This window comes from Streptomyces sp. NPDC055955 (assembly GCF_042270245.1).
Classification (GTDB): Bacteria; Actinomycetota; Actinomycetes; order Streptomycetales; family Streptomycetaceae; genus Streptomyces.
In genome coordinates this window covers 537,661-556,613 of record NZ_JBHJYS010000001.1, presented here as the reverse complement: position 1 = coordinate 556,613, position 18,953 = coordinate 537,661, and the positions used below count along the sequence as shown (strand labels likewise).

Here is an 18,953-nt window from a genome sequence, read left to right as displayed (position 1 = left end):
GTCCGGACGGAACGGAAGAGGAACCGCAGCATGGCAGCACCCGACCGGATGGACGAACGGCTGCGCGCCCTGGGCCTCGTGGAGGGCCAGCGGATGGCCCAGGCCCTGTTCGCCGAGGTCGCCGCCCGGGGTCTGATCGCCCCGGGCAGCAGCGAACGTGAGGTGAGCGACCGCATCGGCGCCCTGGCGCGGGAAGCACCCGCCTGGCGCACGTGCGGTTCCTGGCGGGCCGTGCGATCGGGGCCGCACTGCGCCCTGCCGGCCGGCCAGGAACCACCGGAGGACCGGATCATCGGGGAGGACGACATCGTGATCGCCGACCTCGGCCCGGTCCTCGCCGGTTACGCATCGGGATTCGTACGTACGGTCGTCATCGGCCAGGACCCGGACAGACGCCGCCTCAGCGATGACCTCCCGAGGCTGTTCACGGCGGCCCGCGAGGCGTTCCACGCGGACCGGACCCTGACCGGCAGCCGTCTGCACGCCGAGGTCCGGACCCTGGCGACCGAGGCGGGCTGGACACTGGGCGGACGTCATGCGGGCCACATCGTGGGAACGGACGCCCGTTGCGCCCGGTCCGACGCGTACATCTCCCCGGCGAACGACCGCCCCCTGCGCCGTACGGCCGAGGACGGCTGGCAGGCCCACTGGCTGCTGGAGATCACCTTGCTCGACGAGCACGGGGGCTTCGGCGGCTCGCACAAGGGGCTCCTCGACCTGGGGTGACGTGACGTGGCAGTCCGCGTCCGGAGCTCCTGCCGTCCCCAACAGCCCCTCCACGCCTACGCCTTGGAGCGGCGACGGCGGCACGTGGAGAGGGATTCATTTGTTCTTGCCCGTCTCAGCGCGGTGTACGGGGCCGCCTCACGGCCCGCTGGGATGCTGTGCGGTACGGGAGTGCGCAGGCCGGCGCCATGTCTCGGACCTGGCTCGCGGCCGGCGACGGCACGGAGAGGACATCATGGGCAGGATGGGTGCGCAGGGCCCCGAACAGAGTGGGGCCGCGCGGCTGCTGGCGCGTCTGGCCGTGCTCGCGGCGATGGGTTCGGTGGCCGTGCTCGTGCTCGCACTGGGGGAGGGCGGGCTCGTCATCGTCGGGTCCGGGCTCCTCGGGCTGGTCGCCTGCGCCGCGGGCGTCTGGTGGTTCGTGGCACACCGCGGCGCGGTGCGGCTGCTCGGGGCGCTCCTCGCGGTCCTGGCACCCGTCGCCGTCCTGGTGGTCTTCGCGCACGACCGTCTGTGGCTGACGGCTCTGGGCCTGTACCTGTGCTGGGCCGCGGCGGCGGCGTTCGCCCGGGCGGCGCTGCGCAGGTCGCGTCCCGAACGCCCGTGGCGGGCGAGCGCCGTGCCCCCGCCGAACCGGCCCGTCCTGATCATGAATCCGAAGTCCGGGGGCGGGAAGGTCGGCCGCTTCGGGCTGGTCGAGCGTGCGGAGGAACTCGGCGCGCGGGTGATCCTGCTCGACCCGTCCGTCCCGGCCGACGTCGCCGCGCTGGCCCGGCGGGCCGTGGCAGAGGGCGCGGACCTGCTCGGTGTCGCGGGCGGCGACGGCACCCAGGCCCTGGTCGCGGCGGTCGCCGCCGAGCACGACCTGCCGTTCCTCGTCGTCCCGGCCGGCACCCGCAACCACTTCGCCATGGACCTGGGCCTCGACCGTTCCGACCCCTCTCGCTGCCTCGGCGCGCTGACCGACGGCGAGGAGCTCCGGGTCGACCTCGGCGACGTCGGGGGCCGGGCCTTCGTCAACACCGTGTCCTTCGGGGTGTACGCCGACGTCGTGCAACGGCCCGAGTACCGCGACGACAAGGCGGGCACGGTGCTGTCCCTCATGCCGGACCTGCTGCTCGGCGAAGGGGTGCGACGCCTCGACGCGCAGGTCGACGGCACCGTGCTCCGCGCCCGGCAGGCACTGCTGGTCAGCAACAACCCGTACGCCTCACTCGACGAGATCGGCGCCGGCGGCCGTCGGCCCAGTCTCGACGACGGCGAGCTGGGCGTGCTCGGGATCCGGGTGGAGGACGCCGCGCAGGCCGCCGACCTGGCCGTGCGGGGCACGCAGTCCACGGGGCTGACCGTCATGACCGCACAGCGGGTCGAGGTGACCGCCGGCACGGGCGAGATCCCCGTCGCGGTCGACGGCGAGGCGCTGCAGATGCCCACCCCGGTCGTGTGCACGCTGCGCGCCGGCGCCCTGCGGGTCCTGGTGCCGCGTGACCGTCCGGGCACCGTCGCACCCGCACGGGCCGTGAACTGGCGACTGGTCATCGCTCTCGCGCTCGGCCGCACCGAGCGGACCGACGACGAACCCCCCGCCTGACGGACGACGGAAGACGGCCGCGAACGGGGCACTGCCGGCGCGGGACGACATCCGTCGGAGTCAGTGGCTCCCCGAACGCCGCCGATCGACGGTGAGCACCTTCATCGCGCCGGCCTCGCCGGTGGCCGCGGTGATGTGGCGCCCCGGGCACATCGGCTCCGGGTTCGATCCCGCCGCCCGCGCGGCGTCGGCACTCACCCCGGTCGCCGTCGCCCGGATCTGCGTGGCCGTGTCCTTCGCGGTCGCCTTCCAGGCCGACCATCCTGTGGAGGACGCCCGCGTGCGGGACTTCCCCGGCGAGGAAAACCCGATCCGGGGCGACTACGGCACGCCGGCGGTCGCCGGTCCGCTCGTCGTCACAGCCAGTCCCGCCGCTTGAAGATGAAGTACAGGCTCACGCACACCACCGCCATCAGCAGGATCGCGAACGGGTAGCCGAACCCCCAGCTCAGCTCCGGCATGTGGTCGAAGTTCATGCCGTAGATCGTGCCGACCAGCGTCGGGGCGAAGAGGATGGCCGCCCAGGACGAGATCTTCTTGATCTCCTCGTTCTGCTCGAAGCCGGCCTCCGCCAGTGCCCGCATCTCCGCGTTCTGCTGCTGGGTCACCTGCGTCGCGTTCACCGTCAGGATGTCCGCGAGAGCCTGGCGGAAGCCGTCGACCCGTTCGCTGGTGTGCGTGACGTGGTCGGCCACGTCCCGCAGGTAGCGCTGGAGTTCCTCGTCCGTGCCGTACTTGGCGAAGCCCGCCATCAGGCCGTGCAGCATGCCCACCAGGGGGCGGGTCGCGCGCTGGAACTCGACCATCTCGCGCGAGAGTTCGTAGATGCGCCGGGAGACCTCGGGCGCACCGGTGAACACCTCCGTCTCGATCTCGTCGATGTCCGTCTGGACGCCGGCGACGACCGGGGCGTAGCCGTCCACCACCGCGTCGAGGATCGCGTAGAGCACCGCCTCGGGGCCGAGTTTCAGCAGCTCGGGGGAGTCCTCCATGCGGCGGCGCACACCGGACAGGTCGGGCGCCGCGCCGTGGCGGACCGTGATGACGAAGTCCGCGCCGACGAACACGTGCAGTTCCCCGAACTCGACCTCCTCCGGCGCGTCCAGGTAGCGGGCGGCGCGCAGGACGACGAACAGCGTGTCGCCGTACCGCTCCAGCTTCGGCCGCTGATGTGCCTCCAGCGCGTCCTCGACCGCGAGCGGGTGGAGGTCGAACTCGCCTGCCAGGGAGAGGAGTTCGGCCTCGGTCGGGCGGGCCAGGCCGATCCACGCCATGCCGTCCGGCTGCTGGCCCAGCTCACGGAACGTCTCGGCGAGCGTCGCGGGCGACGACACCCGTACTCCGTCCCGGTACAGCGCGGCCTGCACCACGCTGCCCGTCTCCGACACGGGGTTCGCGGGCGTGGCGGGCGAGGGTGAAGTGGCGTTGCTCTCGGGCGGGCTCACCGGCGGCTGTCCGGCGGTGCGGCGCCACGTGTACTTCCTCGGTTCCGCTCCGGGGCGGGCCCGCCGCTCTGCCATGTCTCCGCCTTGCGTGTCGAAACGGCTGTCACTTCGGCCACTGTGCAGGATATATGGCCCAAATACGGCCGGTGCGGGGTGATCGTCGGGGAGAGCGAATGCGAGGTGGGCCCCTCTCCGGCAGGAGGGCAGGAGGGCAGGGGAGGAGGAAGGCAGGGGAGGAGGAAGGCAGGAAGACAGGCGGTCCGGCGGGGCCGGTGGCTTGAGGCGCCGCACGAGGCCGAGGCCACCGCGCGCACGCCGGGCGGCGCGGGCGCCTGCGGCCTCAGGTGCGGGACCGTACGGCCCGGCCGGCGGCAGCCGAGGCGCCGGGCCGACCGTCGGGGTTCAGTCGGCGCGGCCCGTCGCCGCGACCGTCACGCCCAGGCCGATCATCGCGAAGCCTCCCGTGCCGCCGATCAGGGACAGACGCCGGTCGGACCGGGCGAACCAGGTACGCGCGGCGGACGCCGTCAGGCCCCACAGCGTGTCCGTGACCAGGCCGATCGAGATCGGCATCAGCCCCAGCAGGAGCATCTGCGCGGGCACTTGACCGGCCGAGTGGTCCACGAACTGCGGCAGGACCGCCGCGAAGAAGACGATGCCCTTGGGGTTGGTGACCCCGACGAGCGCGCCGTCCGCGACCGTACGCAGATCGCCGCGCGGCGGGCCCTGTGGCCCCCGGATGTCCTCGGCCCTCATCTCTTTGCGGTGCCGGAAAGCCTGCACGCCGAGGAGGACCAGATACGCGGCACCCGCCAGCTTCACCGCCATGAACACCGTTGCCGAGCGCTCCACGAGGGAACCGATGCCGAGCGCCACGGCGATCACGAGCACGTACGAGCCGACGACATTGCCGAGCGCCGTCGCGACCGCCGTCCGCCGGCCGTGCGCGAGCGCGCGCCCGATCACGAACAGCACGCTCGGCCCAGGGATCACGATCACGAGGAGCGACATCGCCGCGAAGGCGAGATACCGGTCGGTGGACACCATGGTCCCCAGCATGTCCCGCACCCCCCTTGCCCGTCCATGGAGCACTGCAGGGCAGTGCTCCCGACGTCCGAGAGCGTGGCCCTCGAGGAACGGCTAAGGCAGCAGCCCCGCCCTCCGTGCCGCCACCACCGCCTCCAGGCGCGTGTGCGCGCCCAGTTTCCGCATCGCCGACCGCAGATAGGCCTTGACCGTCTCGGGCCGCAGCCCGAGCCGCTCGGCCGTGACCGCGTTCGTCGCGCCCGTGGCCACACACGCGAGGACGTCCGTCTCGCGTGGCGTGAGGCCCACGTCGCGTACCCGTGGCGGAGCCGTCGCCGAGGCGAGCCGCCCGCACACCGCGAGGAGTTCCTCGCGCAGTACGGGATCCACGACACGAGGCGCGAGCGCCCGCAGCGCGCCGTGCGCCTCCCGCACCTCCTCCCACGCCGCCGCACCGACCGCCGCGCCGGCTCCCGGACCGGCCGCCGGGCCACCCGTACCGGCAACCGACCCGGCCACCCCACCAGCGACCGAACCGGCGGCTCCCGCTCCGGCCACCGCCGCCAGCAACGAGCGTGCCTCGTCCCGTACGACCAGGGCCTGTTCCACGTCGCGCGCGGCCGCGACCGCCTCGCCCAGTGTGCGATCGCCCAGTGGCTGGGCGGTGCGCAGGGCACCGTAGAGGACGCCCCGGACCCGGCGGCGCACGACGACGGGGACCGCGAGGACGGAGAGCAGGCCCTCGGCCTCGACCGCCGCGTCGTACTCGTGGCTGATGTGCCGCGACACCGGGTAGTCCGTGACGGCGCACGGCCGGGACAGGGCGAGCGCCTTGCCGCCCAGACCGTTGCCCGTCGCGATGGCGAGACCGCGCAGCGCGCCCGTCACCGCGCCGCTCAGTTCGCCGATGCGCACCGAGCCGGCGCCGCCCGTCACGGGGCCGCCCGCCATGAGTCCGCCGAAGGCGACGGGCAGTCCGGTGCCCCGCCGCAGCCGCACCAGAGCGGCCCGCATCTCCACCGCGTCGGCCCCGTCTGCGCTCACTCGCCGTGTCCCTCCAGAGAGCGGGTCGTACACCACCCCCGTCCGGGGGTGGTGAGATCTGCGTCACGGATTACACGATGGCACGCACGGTCCGCAATGAGGAGGACACATGACGACGGCGACCAGCGGTACGGATCCGAGCCCGACCGAGCAGTTCCGCACGGCCAGGGACTTCCTGCTGCGGAACGCGGACGACTACACCACCGCGTACGAGGGCTTCGCCTGGCCGCGCCCCGAGCGGTTCAACTGGGCCCTCGACTGGTTCGACGCCGTCGCCGACGGCAACGGGAAGACGGCCCTGCACATCGTCGAGGAGGACGGTCGCGAGGGCCGTTTCACCTTCGACGAGCTGCGCCGCCGCTCGAACCGCGTCGCGAACTGGCTGCGCGGCCAGGGAGTTCGCGCGGGCGACCGGGTCCTCCTGATGCTCGGCAACCAGGTGGAGCTGTGGGAGATCATGCTCGCCGCGATGAAGCTGCGGGCCGTCGTCATCCCCGCGACGCCGCTGCTCGGCCCCGCCGACCTGCGTGACCGCGTCGACCGCGGCCGGGCCCGGCACGTCATCGTGCGGCCCGAGGACGTCGAGAAGTTCACCGAGGTCCCCGGTGACTTCACCCGGACCGTGGTCGGCGCGAGCGACGCGGGCGCGACGAACGGCTGGCTCTCGTACGAGGACGCCGACGACGCGTCCGAGACCTTCGAGCCCGACGGCGCCACCCTCGCGCAGGACCCGCTCTTGCTGTACTTCACCTCCGGCACGACCGCACGGCCCAAGCTCGTCGAGCACACCCATGTGTCGTATCCCGTGGGGCACTTGGCGACCATGTTCTGGATCGGCCTGCGTCCCGGGGACGTCCATCTGAACATCTCGTCGCCCGGCTGGGCCAAGCACGCCTGGTCGAACTTCTTCGCGCCCTGGAACGCGGAGGCGACCGTCTTCCTCTACAACTACACGCGCTTCGACGCGGGCCGGCTCATGGAGGTCATGGAGCGCGCGGGCGTCACGTCCTTCTGCGCCCCGCCCACCGTGTGGCGCATGCTCATCCAGGCCGACCTGACACAGCTCGCGACGCCGCCGCGCGCGGTCGTCGCCGCGGGGGAGCCGCTGAACCCCGAGGTCATCGAGCAGGTGCGGCGCGCCTGGGGGGTCACCATCCGGGACGGGTTCGGGCAGACGGAGACGGCCGTGCAGGTCTCCAACAGCCCCGGCCAGGAGCTGAAGACCGGTTCCATGGGGCGCCCCAGCCCCGGCTACAAGGTGGAGCTGCTGGACCCGGTCACGGGCGAACCCGGCGCGCAGGAGGGCGAGATCAGCCTCGACCTGTCCGAGCGCCCCGTGGGCCTGATGACCGGCTATCACGAGGACCCCGACCGCACGGCCGAGGCGATGGCGGGCGGCTACTACCGCACCGGCGACATCGGCTCGCGTGACGCCGACGGCTATCTCACGTACGTCGGCCGCTCGGACGACGTGTTCAAGGCCTCCGACTACAAGATCAGCCCGTTCGAGCTGGAGAGCGCGCTCCTGGAGCACGAGGCGGTCGCCGAGGCGGCGGTCGTGCCCGCTCCCGACGAGCTGCGGCTCGCGGTCCCCAAGGCGTACGTCGTCCTCGCCGAGGGGTACGAACCCGGGGCCGGCACGGCGAAGCTGCTGTTCGAGCACTCGCGAGAGGTCCTCGCGCCCTACAAGCGTGTCCGGCGCCTGGAGTTCGCGGAGCTGCCGAAGACGGTCTCCGGCAAGATCCGGCGGATCGAGCTGCGCGAGCGCACGGCGCGGGGTTCCACGGCCGAGTACCGCGAGGAGGACTTCCGATGACACGCGAATCGCTCACGACGACCGAGACCCCGCCCCTGTCGTACGCGCACGGGACGGACCCGGCCCCGCTCCTCGGCGACACGATCGGCCGCAACCTCGACCGGGCCGTGGCCGCCCACCCCGACCGTGACGCGCTGGTCGACGTGCCGTCCGGACGCCGTTGGACCTACGCCCGGTTCGGCGCGGACGTCGACGAACTGGCGCGCGGACTGCTCGCCAGAGGTGTCCTCAAGGGGGACCGGGTCGGGATCTGGGCGGTCAACTGCCCCGAGTGGGTCCTCGTGCAGTACGCGACCGCGCGCATCGGCGCGGTCATGGTGAACATCAACCCCGCCTATCGGGCGCACGAGTTGGAGTTCGTGCTCAAGCAGGCGGGCGTCTCGATCCTCATCGCCTCGACCGAACACAAGGGCAGCGACTACCGGGCCCTCGTCCGGCAGGTGCGGGAGCGGTGCCCCGAGCTGCGCGAGACGGTCTTCATCGGCGACCCCGGATGGGACGCCCTGACGGCGGGCGCGGCAGCGGTGACGGTGGAGCAACTCGAGGCCAGGCAAGCCGAGTTGAGCTGTGACGATCCGGTCAATATCCAGTACACCTCGGGCACGACCGGCTTCCCGAAGGGTGCCACGCTCTCCCACCACAACATCCTGAACAACGGCTTCTGGGTGGGCGAGACGGTCGGCTACACCGAGCAGGACCGGGTCTGTCTGCCCGTGCCCTTCTACCACTGTTTCGGCATGGTGATGGGAAACCTCGGCGCCACGTCGCACGGCGCCTGCATCGTCATCCCCGCCCCGTCCTTCGACCCCGTCGCCACGCTCCACGCGGTCGAGCGCGAACGGTGCACGTCGCTGTACGGCGTCCCGACGATGTTCATCGCCGAGCTGAACCTCGCCGACTTCGCGACGTACGACCTGTCGTCGCTGCGGACCGGCATCATGGCGGGTTCGCCGTGCCCCGTCGAGGTCATGAAGCGGGTCGTCGCCGAGATGCACATGGCGGAGGTGTCCATCTGCTACGGCATGACCGAGACGTCGCCCGTCTCCACGCAGACGCGGCGCGACGACGACCTGGAGCGCCGCACCGGCACGGTGGGCCGCGTCCTTCCGCACATCGAGGTCAAGGTCGTCGACCCGGTCAGCGGCGTGACGCTGCCGCGCGGCGAGCCGGGCGAGCTGTGCACACGCGGCTACAGCGTGATGCTCGGCTACTGGGACGAGCCCGAGAAGACGGCCGAGGTCATCGACCCGGGACGGTGGATGCACACCGGCGACCTCGCGGTCCTGCGCGAGGACGGCTACGTCCAGATCGTCGGCCGCATCAAGGACATGATCATCAGAGGCGGCGAGAACGTCTACCCGCGCGAGATCGAGGAGTTCCTCTACGCCCACCCGAAGATCGCGGACGTCCAGGTCGTGGGCGTGCCCGACGAGCGGTACGGGGAGGAGGTCCTGGCCTGTGTCATCCTCCGCGACCCCGAGGACACGCTCACCCTGGAGGAGCTGCGCGCGTACTGCCGCGACCGGCTGGCCCACTACAAGACGCCGGCCCGGCTGCGCATCCTGGACGCGTTCCCGATGACGGTGAGCGGCAAGGTCCGCAAGATCGAACTGCGGGAGGGGTACGGGGACGACGCCGGCTGAGGCGCGTGGATCGTACGGATGTCTGCGGGGTCTCACCCGGGCGCGGTCGGCCCGGGTGAGACCCCGCCCGCGTGCCCGTCCCTGAGGCGGAGCCCGGCAGGGCCTACGCCCCGGCCGCTATCAGTTCGTCCGCCGGATTGTTGACCGGCTGGGGCACGCCCGCCAGGTCGAGGACGAAGAGAGGGACATCGAGTTCGTCGGCGCGGGTGCGTGCTTCCTCGTCGTAGCCCGCGAGGGAGAAGTAGACGCAGACCGCGGACTCCGTCATCCCGGTCAGCCACAGGCATTCCACGTCCCGCAGGGTGGCGGGCCGTACCGACGGCTCGACCTGGGCGACGACGCCGCGGGCCGCGAGGCCGATGCCCGACGAGGGGCGCTGGTCGGCGCGGCGGACGTCCCGGTAGCCGAGCCAGCGCAGATAGAGGGCGACGGCGGTCACGGCGTCGCGCGCCGTGCGGATGGCCACCGGCCGGAACGCGGGGCGAGGGACGGGAGCCGTGGGCGGCAGCGGAATGTGGGCGGGCCCCGGTCGCGTCGTACCGGCCGGATCCGGACCGTCGGCCATGGGCGGATGCGCGGGTCCCGGCCAGGTCGCGCCGCCCACCGCGTCGGAGTCCGGTGACGCGTCGTGGCTCGGCGCAGGATCGCCCTCGACCGGGATCCGCAGCACCGTGCCGCACGCGCAGCCGAGCTCCGGGCGCGGCCAGCGGTCCCGGCGCCCGCAGGCCCCGCACCGCACGGTCACCCAGTCGTCGAGCCAGGTGCGGTGCGTGACCGGCTCCGCGGCCGCCCCGCGCCGCAGCGGCGCCACGACGGGCGCGCCGCACGAGCACGGATAGACCGGTGGCACATACACCTGTTCACGCCGGCAGGCGGGGCACCGCACCGGCACGTTCTGAGCCATGACCCACTCCCGGCATCGGCCCGGGGCTTCGCACCCGGGCTCACGCGATGGCTTCCCGCCCTCGGTGCCCATCGTCCTCCAAACTCCCCGGCCGTGGCGGGGAGTCGGGCGAGATCCCTCCGGATCCGTCGGAGAGAGGCCCTCCCTTGACGGTCGGAGGGCTGCCGCCTACATTGCTTCCATATAGCAGAACCTAGTTTCCGCAATGTGGAAATTAGAAGCTGAAGACAGTACGAAGACGACACGGACTCACAGCTCGCCGCGGGGCGCGACGGGAGCGCGAATCCGACAGCCGAAGCAGGAGAACTCAATGGCTCGTATGACCGCTGCCAGCGCGGCAGTTGAGATCCTCAAGCGCGAAGGCGTCACGAACGCGTTCGGCGTGCCGGGTGCCGCCATCAACCCCTTCTACAAGTCCCTCAAGGAGGTCGGCGGCATCAGCCACACGCTGGCCCGCCACGTCGAGGGCGCCTCGCACATGGCCGAGGGCTACACCCGTACCAACCCGGGCAACATCGGGGTCTGCATCGGTACGTCGGGCCCGGCCGGCACCGACATGATCACCGGCCTCTACTCGGCCACCGGTGACTCCATCCCGATCCTGTGCATCACGGGCCAGGCGCCCAGCCACCTCCTGCACAAGGAGGACTTCCAGGCCGTCGACATCGCCTCGATCGCCAAGCCCGTCACCAAGATGGCCGTCACGGTCCTCGAAGCGGCCCAGGTGCCCGGCGTCTTCCAGCAGGCGTTCCACCTGATGCGCTCCGGCCGTCCCGGCCCGGTCCTCATCGACCTGCCGATCGACGTCCAGCAGACCGAGATCGACTTCGACCCGGAGACGTACGAGCCGCTGCCCGTCTACAAGCCGGCCGCGACCCGTGCCCAGATCGAGAAGGCGATCTCCTTCCTCCTGGAGTCCGAGCGCCCGCTGATCGTCGCCGGCGGCGGCATCATCAACGCGGACGCCTCCGACCTCCTGGTCGAGTTCGCCGAGATCACCAACACGCCGGTCGTCCCGACCCTCATGGGCTGGGGCACCATCCCGGACGACCACGACCTGAACGCGGGCATGGTCGGCCAGCAGACCGGCCACCGCTACGGCAACGCCACGTTCCTGGAGTCGGACTTCGTCCTCGGCATCGGCAACCGCTGGGCCAACCGTCACACCGGCTACAAGCTGGACGTGTACCGCGAGGGCCGCACGTTCGTCCACGTCGACATCGAGCCGACCCAGATCGGCAAGATCTTCGCCCCGGACTACGGGATCGCCTCCGACGCCAAGGCCGCGCTCGAGCTGTTCGTCGAGGTCGCGCGCGAGCTCAAGGCCGCGGGCAAGCTCCCCGACCGCTCCGCGTGGGTCGCCTCCCACCTGGAGCGCAAGGGCACGCTGCACCGCCGCACGCACTTCGACAACGTGCCGATGAAGCCCCAGCGCGTCTACGAGGAGATGAACAAGGCGTTCGGGCCCGACACCCGCTACGTCACCACCATCGGCCTCTCCCAGATCGCCGGCGCGCAGATGCTGCACGTCTACAAGCCGCGCCACTGGATCAACTGCGGCCAGGCCGGTCCGCTCGGCTGGACCATCCCGGCCGCGCTCGGTGTCGCCACCGCCGACCCGGACACCCAGGTCGTCGCGCTCTCCGGCGACTACGACTTCCAGTTCATGATCGAGGAGCTGGCGGTCGGCGCGCAGCACCGCATCCCGTACGTCCACGTCCTGGTCAACAACGCCTACCTGGGCCTGATCCGCCAGGCGCAGATCGGTCTCGACATCAACTTCCAGGTCAACCTGGAGTTCGAGAACCAGAACAGCCCCGAGCTCGGTGTCTACGGCGTCGACCACGTCAAGGTCGCCGAGGGCCTCGGCTGCAAGGCGATCCGCGTCACCGAGCCCGACCAGCTCCTGCCGGCCTTCGAGGAGGCCAAGAAGCTCGCCGCGCAGTACCGGGTGCCGGTCGTCGTCGAGGCGATCCTGGAGCGCATCACGAACATCTCGATGAGCCCGACGGCCGACATCAGCGCCGTCAAGGAGTTCGAGGAGCTCGCCACCGAGCCCGGCCACGCGCCGACCGCGATCCGGCCGCTGACGGCCTGATCAGGCGTCTGCCGGTCCGACCAGGGGCGGTCCACCCGATGGGGGGTGGACCGCCCCCTCGGCATGTCACCGGAACTCGCGTACGACACCGCGCCGACACCCGCCCGCTGCCCGGTGTCGGCGCGGTGAGCCGTCCTGGACGGCGACGATCCGGTCATGGAGCGACGTGGATTCGCCGCGGGCATCGCGGCAGCGGCCGCCGCCCCCGCCCTGCTCGGCGCGGCCCCCGTCCCCTCGCACGGCGACGACCGGCTGAGGAAGAACATGCGGGCCGCGCTCGGCGACGCACTCGACGACCGGGCCACCGCCCGCGCCGTCGAGCCCCACGTCCACGACATCGGTTTCGACCGGCACCCGCCGACGGCGGCCCTGGACCGGATCGACTTCCTCGTCGCCCACGGCTTCGGCAACCGTCCGCCTGCCGGGGGCGGCGACCCCACGAAGGTCATGTACGAGCCGGGCCCGGTCAACGAGGAACTGGCGGACACCGTCGCCCGTGTGCGCGCCCGCAGGGACGTACCGGTGTACGCGCAGTGGGAGATCGCGCTTCCTGAAGTCCAAGTACGGCATGACCCGGGTGACGTCGATCGAGCCGGTCGTCGCGCCGGACGGCGCCCTCGCCTACCTGAGCACGGACGGGGTCGCCGCCCGGGTCGTGGAGATCAGCGAGAAGCTGCCGGAGGGCATCGGTACGGCGGGCGTCATCGGATTCCGCGACCACGTCAAGCGCTGTGTGCAGACCACGCACGACCGCGGCATGACGGCGTACGCGCCCGCCGGCTTCGAGATGCCGGGCACGTACGACCCGAGTCGGGCCAGGCCTGGACGCGGCGGCGCGACCTCTGTCTGGTGCACGACATGACGGCGCAGTGGACGGTGCTGCGCGAGAAGCTGATCGCGCGGGCGGCCGGCGGCGCGTCCTGAGCAACGCAAGAACGCCGAGTACGGGACCGTCCGTACTCGGCGTTCTGCGCTTCCCCCGAAGCGAGCCTCCCCCGAAGGGAGGATTCCCTGAAGGGAGCTGTCCCCGAAGGGAGTTGGTGCCGCCCGAAGGCACGCGACTGGCGAAACATGCATGCGTGCCGCCGGGCGGATTCCGTGGTGTGGCCGGTACCGCGGCGGCCTGGGATGAACCCCGGCGGCTGCCTTTCCCTCAGGTCGAGAAGGAGCCGCAAGGATCTTGACCACCGCACTGGCTCGCAGAGCCGCCGCGGACCGTGCCTGTCCGCCTGGGGCGGACCGCCCGCACCGCCGTGTGACCACCCCTCATCCGGGTCTGCACAGTGGCGCGGGCTTCGCGTCCGGGGCCTGACCTCCCGTCAGGCCCCGGACGCGGCTCGGGTGCTAGTCCTCGCGCAGGGCGCGGACCGCTTCCTCCACGCGCTTGCCGTACTCGGCGTCGGCGGCGTGGAAGTGAGCCAGGTTCTTCTCGATCACGTCGTCGCGCGAGACCTGCGAGAGGCCACCGGCGATGTTGGCGATCAGGCGGGACTTCTCGTCCTCCGACATGAGGCGGAACAGCTCGCCCGCCTGGAAGAAGTCGTCGTCCTTGGTGTGGGCGGGCGCCTCGTGCGTGCCGGTGTAGCCGGCGACGGCGAGCGGGGCCGACAGCGGGCGGCCGGTCTCGGCGGGCCCGTCGTACGAGTTGGGCTCGTAGTTCTTGCGGTCACGGCCGTACGCGTTCGACGCCATCAGGCCGTCGCGGCCGTAGTTGTCGGCAGCGGTCGCCTTCGGCGCGTTCACCGCGAGCTGCGTGTGGTTGACGCCCAGGCGGTAACGGTGCGCGTCCGCGTAGGCGAACAGGCGGCCCTGGAGCATCTTGTCCGGGGAGGGGCCGATGCCGGGCACGAAGTTGTTCGGGGAGAACGCGGCCTGCTCGACCTCGGCGAAGACGTTGTCCGGGTTGCGGTCGAGGACCAGGCGGCCCACGCGCTGCAGCGGGTAGTCCTTGTGCGGCCACACCTTCGTGAGGTCGAAGGGGTTGAAGCGGTAGTCGTCCGCCTCGGCGACCGGCATGAGCTGCACGTACAGCGTCCAGGACGGGTTCACGCCGCGCTCGATGGCCTGGAGCAGGTCCGTCTGGTGCGAGTTGGGGTCCTTGCCCGCGATCTCGGCGGCCTGCTCGCCGGAGAGGGAGCGGATGCCCTGGTTCGTCTTGAAGTGGTACTTGACGAAGAAGGCCTCGCCCTCGGCGTTCGTCCACTGGTAGGTGTGCGAGCCGTAGCCGTTCATGTGGCGGTACGAGGCAGGGATGCCGCGGTCGCCCATGAGCCAGGTGATCTGGTGCGTGGCCTCGGGGGCGTGCGCCCAGAAGTCCCAGACGTTGTCCGCCTCCTGCTTGCCCGTGAAGGGGTCGCGCTTCTGGGAGTGGATGAAGTCGGGGAACTTGATCGGGTCCTTGATGAAGAACACCGGGGTGTTGTTGCCGACGAGGTCGTAGTTGCCCTCTTCGGTGTAGAACTTCAGCGCGAAGCCGCGCGGGTCGCGGACCGCGTCCGCGCCGCCGAGGTTGTCCGCGACGGTGGAGAAGCGGATGAACGTCTCGGTGCGCTTGCCGACCGTGCTGAGGAAGTCGGCGTGGGTGAAGCCGGTGACGTCGTCCGTCACCTCGAAGTAGCCGTACGCGCCGGAACCGCGCGCGTGGACGACACGCTCCGGGATGCGCTCGCGGTTGAAGCGAGCGAGCTTCTCGAGGAGGTGCTGGTCCTGGAGGAGAAGCGGGCCACCGACGCCGGCGGTGGCGGAATTCTGGTTGTCGGCGACAGGAGCGCCGGACTCGGTCGTGAGCACACGCTTCGACATGGTGGCGAGGGTGACCTTCCGTACGGAACTGCTGGGACTGCTGACGGTGAACCGGAGCGTAAGAGGCTCTGAACAGCTACGTCAACAGTTTGTTGAAGTTGTGGTCAACAGTTTGTTGAATTGAAAGGCATGGTTCCGGGCCGTGGCGACGCCTGGGCGCGACAGGACAGGTGTCAGCGCCGCCACGGCCCGGAAGTCCGGGGGGTCAGACCTGCTGACCGGAGAGGCGCTCGACGCCGCGCAGCAGCGCGGAGTGGTCGAGGCCGCCGTCGCCCTGGGCGCGTAGGGAGGCGACGAGCTGGGCGACCACACCACCGACGGGCAGGGCGGCGCCCACGTTGCGGGCGGCGTCGGTGACGATGCCCATGTCCTTGTGGTGCAGGTCGATCCGGAAGCCGGGCTTGAAGTCCCGGTTCAGGAAGTTGTCCTTCTTGCGGGTCAGGACGGTCGAGCCGGCCAGGCCGCCGTTGAGGACGTCGAGCGCGGCCGTCAGGTCCACGCCGGACTTCTCCAGGAAGACCACGGCCTCGGCGCACGCCTGGATGTTCACGGCGACGATCAGCTGGTTGGCGGCCTTCACGGTCTGGCCCGAGCCGTGCGGACCGCACAGCACGATGGTCTTGCCGAGGGCCTCGAGGAGCGGCTTGGCCTCGTCGAAGTCGGCCTGCTCGCCGCCGACCATGATCGACAGAACGGCCTCGATCGCGCCGGCCTCGCCACCGGAGACCGGGGCGTCGATGACGCGGATGCCCTTGTCCTTGGCGGCCTTCGCGAGGTCCACCGAGGTCTGCGGCGTGATCGACGACATGTCGACGATCAGCGCGCCGGACCTCGCGTTCTCGAGGATGCCGTTCTCGCCGTACGCGATGGCCTCGACCTGCGGAGAGGCGGGCACCATCGTGACGATGACGTCGGCGTCCTTGACGGCCTCGGCGATCGAGCCGGCCGCGGTGCCGCCGGCGGCCGCGAGCCGCTCCAGCTTGTCCTTCTCGAGGGTGAAGCCGGTCACCGAGTAACCAGCCTTGATCAGGTTCTCGGACATGGGGGAGCCCATGATGCCGAGTCCGATCCACGCGATCTTGGGGAGGTTGCTCATGAGGGTGCCTCTCTAACTGCGGTCGTACGTAGGTGAGTTGGCGCGCCGTATGGCGCTCAGCGCGCGGCGCGGGCCGCGGCGGGCAGCCAGTCGAAGGCCTCGGCGCTCGGCTTGTCGCCGGGCTTGTACTCCAGGCCGACGTAGCCCTCGTAGCCTGTCTTCGCCAGCTGGTCGAGCAGTTCCTCGAGCGGGAGCGAACCGGTGCCGGGGGCGCCGCGGCCCGGGTTGTCGGCGATCTGCACGTGGCCGGTCTTCGCGGTGTACTGCTCGATCACCGCGGGCAGGTCCTCGCCGTTCATGGACAGGTGGTACAGGTCCATGAGGAACTTGGCGTTGCCGAGGCCCGTGGCGGCGTTCACCTTGTCCACGATCTCGATCGCCTTGGGGGCGCTCACGATCGGGCACAGCGGCGACTCGGGCTTGTTCAGTGCCTCGATCAGGAGGATCGCGCCGACGCGGTCGGCGGCGCGGGCCGCGAGCGCGAGGTTCTCCAGGGCGAGCTCGTCCTGCGCGGCCGGGTCCACGCCGTCGACGCGGTTGCCGTACAGCGCGTTGAGCGCCTTGCAGCCGAGGGACTGTGCGAAGTCCGCCGCGATGTCGATGTTCGCGCGGAACCTGTCGCTCTCCTCGCCGGGGACCGACAGGGCGCCGCGGTCGGGGCCCGGCAGCTGTCCGGCGTAGAAGTTGAGCCCGGTGAGCTGTACGCCCGCGTCCTCGATCGCCTTCTTGAGGGCGTCGAGCTCGGACTGCTCGGGGGTGGGGGCGTCGACCCAGGGCCACCACAGCTCGACCGCGGTGAAGCCCGCCGCGGCGGCGGCCGCGGGGCGCTCCAGGAGCGGGAGTTCCGTGAAGAGGATCGACAGGTTGACGTTGAAGCGCTGGTCTGCGAATCCCATGGGGGTCGGCGCTCCCTTCCGTATCGAGATCCGTACGGCACTCGATGTCGAGTTCCGTATTGCGGAAGTTCGTTTCTGCTTGATGGAAGACTGCCGGGGATGCTTCGCTCTTGTCAAGAGGGGCTGCCGGAAAAACAGCTCGCGGCAGTAGGTTGACCCCGTGCGATTGAGAGTGGAGTTCACGACCGAGCCCTTCGACCTCGACGAGGCACCGCCCCACGCGGTCGTCGCCCGCGAGGTCATCCAGAAGGCCGAACTGGACGCGGTGGATGTCGGGCCCTTCGGCAACACCGCCGAAGGGGAGGCGGACGCCGTGCTCGGTGCGGTGGACGCGCTGCTGCGCCAGGCCCTGGCGGCCGGCGCCACCCGCGTCTCGCTCCAGGTCAATGTGATGGGGGAGGGCGATAAGTGACCGCTACAGGAGACGTCCCCTTCGTCAGCGCGGTGAAGCCGCTGGTGGACGCCATGGGGGGCGAGATGCTGCCGCCGCAGGAGGCCGGCAAGGACGACGTCGTCCTGCACTGGGAGGGGCGCGAGGTCATCGCCGTACGGCTGCCCCAGCTGGCCGACTCCCTGGATCACATCCTGGTGGCCATGGAGCGCGGGCGGGGCATGCCCCTGTCGGCTCTCGACCGCAAGGCCAAGCAGGAGGTCGTACGGATACTGGAGGCACGAGGCGCCTTCTCCGTGCGGCACGGAGTGGAGACCGTGGCCGGGGCGCTCGGGGTGTCCAGGTTCACCGTCTACAACTATCTGAACAGGGAAAACGCGGCCAAGGGGGAGTAGGCCGCCCACTAGCACGCCAAGGTGTCGAACCAGCCGCCGTCCGGATACCGGGCGGCGGTTTTTGTAACTCCGAGTTTTCAACAAAGTGTTGACGTGGTGTTTCGGAGGGCGTTAGCTATCCGCAGCCCGTCCAGCACAAGGCCACGGAGGCTTCCCGTGACTTCACGTCCGATGCCGGGGCTTTCCCGGTTCAACGCGCTTCACGAGAACGCGGCCGCTGCCGCGCTCCACGAGGTGTGTGCCAGCTCGGCGTGGGGGAGCAGGCTCCTCGCCCAGCGCCCCTTCGAAACCACTGAGGAACTCTTCGCCGCGAGCGACGCCGCCATGGCCGAGCTCGGCGCGGAGGATCTCGCCGAGGCGATGGCGGGGCACCCCCCGATCGGCCGCCCGAAGCCGGGCGACCCGACCTCGTCCCGCGAGCAGCGGGGCATGGCCGGCGCCTCCGAGGAGCTCAAGGCCGAGATGCTCGAACTGAACCTGGCGTACCAGGAGCGGTTCGGTCATGTCTTCCTGATCTGTGCCACCGGGGCGACCGGCGAGCAGATGCGCGACGCGCTGAAGGCCAGGATCGGGAACGACACCGGGACGGAACGCGAGATCGTGCGTACCGAACTGGGGAAGATCAACCGTATCCGCCTGACCCGCCTCGCCGAAGAAGACGTAGAAGTGGAAGAGGACAAGGACTGATGAGCACCGCGACCACCGCGTCGGTGTCGACGCACATTCTCGACACCAGCATCGGACGCCCCGCCGAGGGCGTCGCCATCTCGCTCGCCGCCCGCTCGGGCAGCGACGCCGAGTGGGTGGCGCTCGGCGGCTCCGCGACCGACGCGGACGGGCGCTGCAAGGACCTGCCGGCACTGCCGGAGGGCACCACCCACGTACGCCTCGACTTCGCCGTCGAGACGTACTTCGAAAAGAAGCAAGCCGAGGCGCAGCAGGACGCCCCCCGCGTAAGGGACAGCGGTGCGTTCTTCCCGGAGGTGGCGATCACGTTCGCCGTCAAGCCGGGCGAGCACTATCACGTACCGCTGCTGCTCAACCCGTTCGGCTACTCCGTTTACCGAGGGAGCTAGCAGA

Annotated in this window: 19 protein-coding genes; 11 read left to right on the top strand and 8 right to left on the bottom strand. The window is 70.8% G+C overall.

The genetic code is table 11. From position 1 onward, the window contains the following. Positions 1-30 precede the first annotated feature (30 nt). The 3 genes from ACFC96_RS02345 (at position 31) to ACFC96_RS02335 (ending at position 2,696) form a co-directional block, all read left to right on the top strand. Positions 31-726: a M24 family metallopeptidase gene (locus ACFC96_RS02345; RefSeq protein ID WP_376609695.1), complete on the top strand. Its 696-nt coding sequence runs from the start codon at positions 31-33 to the stop codon at positions 724-726. Between the two features lie 235 nt (positions 727-961). After that, positions 962-2,317 carry a diacylglycerol/lipid kinase family protein gene (locus ACFC96_RS02340; RefSeq protein ID WP_376609693.1) on the top strand — a complete coding sequence of 452 codons (1,356 nt, stop codon included), beginning with the start codon at positions 962-964 and terminating at the stop codon, positions 2,315-2,317. A 91-nt stretch (positions 2,318-2,408) separates the two neighbouring features. Next, a complete protein-coding gene (locus ACFC96_RS02335; protein WP_376609691.1) occupies positions 2,409-2,696 on the top strand; it encodes a hypothetical protein in 288 nt (95 codons plus the stop codon). Here the strand turns inward: ACFC96_RS02335 and ACFC96_RS02330 are convergent. The 3 genes from ACFC96_RS02330 to ACFC96_RS02320 all read right to left on the bottom strand — a co-directional run bounded on the left by ACFC96_RS02330 (position 2,674) and on the right by ACFC96_RS02320 (position 5,832). Then, positions 2,674-3,837 (bottom strand): magnesium and cobalt transport protein CorA, encoded by a 1,164-nt coding sequence (locus tag ACFC96_RS02330; RefSeq protein WP_376609689.1) that lies wholly within the window; start codon positions 3,835-3,837, stop codon positions 2,674-2,676. The two genes, ACFC96_RS02335 and ACFC96_RS02330, sit on opposite strands and share 23 nt — an antisense overlap. Positions 3,838-4,164: 327 nt before the next feature. After that, the gene (locus ACFC96_RS02325; RefSeq protein WP_376609687.1) at positions 4,165-4,809 is read right to left on the bottom strand and encodes a LysE family translocator; all 645 of its coding nucleotides are present in this window, start codon (positions 4,807-4,809) and stop codon (positions 4,165-4,167) included. Between the two features lie 93 nt (positions 4,810-4,902). Continuing rightward, on the bottom strand, positions 4,903-5,832 hold the full coding sequence (locus ACFC96_RS02320) for a response regulator transcription factor (RefSeq protein ID WP_376609685.1): 930 nt from the start codon (positions 5,830-5,832) through the stop codon (positions 4,903-4,905). Between the two features lie 109 nt (positions 5,833-5,941). Here ACFC96_RS02320 and ACFC96_RS02315 point away from each other — a divergent pair, with 109 nt between their 5' ends. Both ACFC96_RS02315 and ACFC96_RS02310 read left to right on the top strand, forming a co-directional pair. Then, a complete protein-coding gene (locus tag ACFC96_RS02315; protein WP_376251266.1) occupies positions 5,942-7,648 on the top strand; it encodes an AMP-binding protein in 1,707 nt (568 codons plus the stop codon). Further along, a complete protein-coding gene (locus ACFC96_RS02310) occupies positions 7,645-9,291 on the top strand; it encodes an AMP-binding protein (RefSeq protein WP_376609683.1) in 1,647 nt (548 codons plus the stop codon). The genes ACFC96_RS02315 and ACFC96_RS02310 overlap by 4 nt, the downstream gene beginning before the upstream one ends. A 103-nt stretch (positions 9,292-9,394) precedes the next feature. Here ACFC96_RS02310 and ACFC96_RS02305 read toward each other — a convergent pair whose 3' ends face one another. Then, entirely contained in the window at positions 9,395-10,195 is an 801-nt protein-coding gene (locus tag ACFC96_RS02305; protein ID WP_340460009.1) for a hypothetical protein, read from the bottom strand. A 319-nt stretch (positions 10,196-10,514) separates the two neighbouring features. Here ACFC96_RS02305 and gcl point away from each other — a divergent pair, with 319 nt between their 5' ends. Beyond that, positions 10,515-12,293 carry a glyoxylate carboligase gene (gene gcl / locus ACFC96_RS02300; protein ID WP_376251272.1) on the top strand — a complete coding sequence of 593 codons (1,779 nt, stop codon included), beginning with the start codon at positions 10,515-10,517 and terminating at the stop codon, positions 12,291-12,293. Between the two features lie 66 nt (positions 12,294-12,359). Here gcl and ACFC96_RS02295 read toward each other — a convergent pair whose 3' ends face one another. Continuing rightward, entirely contained in the window at positions 12,360-12,692 is a 333-nt protein-coding gene (locus tag ACFC96_RS02295) for a hypothetical protein (protein ID WP_376609682.1), read from the bottom strand. Between the two features lie 169 nt (positions 12,693-12,861). Between ACFC96_RS02295 and ACFC96_RS02290 the strand changes: the two genes are divergently transcribed. Further along, a complete protein-coding gene (locus tag ACFC96_RS02290; protein ID WP_376609680.1) occupies positions 12,862-13,155 on the top strand; it encodes a hypothetical protein in 294 nt (97 codons plus the stop codon). A gap of 482 nt (positions 13,156-13,637) precedes the next feature. Here the strand turns inward: ACFC96_RS02290 and ACFC96_RS02285 are convergent, their stop codons facing one another. The 3 genes from ACFC96_RS02285 to ACFC96_RS02275 form a co-directional block, all read right to left on the bottom strand. Further along, positions 13,638-15,095: a catalase gene (locus tag ACFC96_RS02285; RefSeq protein WP_340460786.1), complete on the bottom strand. Its 1,458-nt coding sequence runs from the start codon at positions 15,093-15,095 to the stop codon at positions 13,638-13,640. Between the two features lie 205 nt (positions 15,096-15,300). Continuing rightward, positions 15,301-16,191 carry a 2-hydroxy-3-oxopropionate reductase gene (locus ACFC96_RS02280; protein WP_376251278.1) on the bottom strand — a complete coding sequence of 297 codons (891 nt, stop codon included), beginning with the start codon at positions 16,189-16,191 and terminating at the stop codon, positions 15,301-15,303. 56 nt (positions 16,192-16,247) lie between these two features. Further along, positions 16,248-17,087 carry a TIM barrel protein gene (locus tag ACFC96_RS02275; RefSeq protein WP_376609678.1) on the bottom strand — a complete coding sequence of 280 codons (840 nt, stop codon included), beginning with the start codon at positions 17,085-17,087 and terminating at the stop codon, positions 16,248-16,250. A 160-nt stretch (positions 17,088-17,247) separates the two neighbouring features. Between ACFC96_RS02275 and ACFC96_RS02270 the strand changes: the two genes are divergently transcribed. The 4 genes from ACFC96_RS02270 to uraH all read left to right on the top strand — a co-directional run bounded on the left by ACFC96_RS02270 (position 17,248) and on the right by uraH (position 18,949). Then, positions 17,248-17,499, top strand: coding sequence for a thiamine-binding protein (locus ACFC96_RS02270; protein WP_340459933.1), 252 nt, complete (start codon positions 17,248-17,250; stop codon positions 17,497-17,499). Next, complete coding sequence (locus ACFC96_RS02265) at positions 17,496-17,873, top strand: helix-turn-helix domain-containing protein (RefSeq protein ID WP_116508308.1); 378 nt, start codon at positions 17,496-17,498, stop codon at positions 17,871-17,873. The genes ACFC96_RS02270 and ACFC96_RS02265 overlap by 4 nt, the downstream gene beginning before the upstream one ends. A 156-nt stretch (positions 17,874-18,029) precedes the next feature. Beyond that, entirely contained in the window at positions 18,030-18,560 is a 531-nt protein-coding gene (gene uraD / locus ACFC96_RS02260) for a 2-oxo-4-hydroxy-4-carboxy-5-ureidoimidazoline decarboxylase (RefSeq protein WP_340459931.1), read from the top strand. After that, positions 18,560-18,949: a hydroxyisourate hydrolase gene (gene uraH / locus ACFC96_RS02255; RefSeq protein ID WP_227298087.1), complete on the top strand. Its 390-nt coding sequence runs from the start codon at positions 18,560-18,562 to the stop codon at positions 18,947-18,949. The genes uraD and uraH overlap by 1 nt, the downstream gene beginning before the upstream one ends. Positions 18,950-18,953 lie beyond the last annotated feature (4 nt).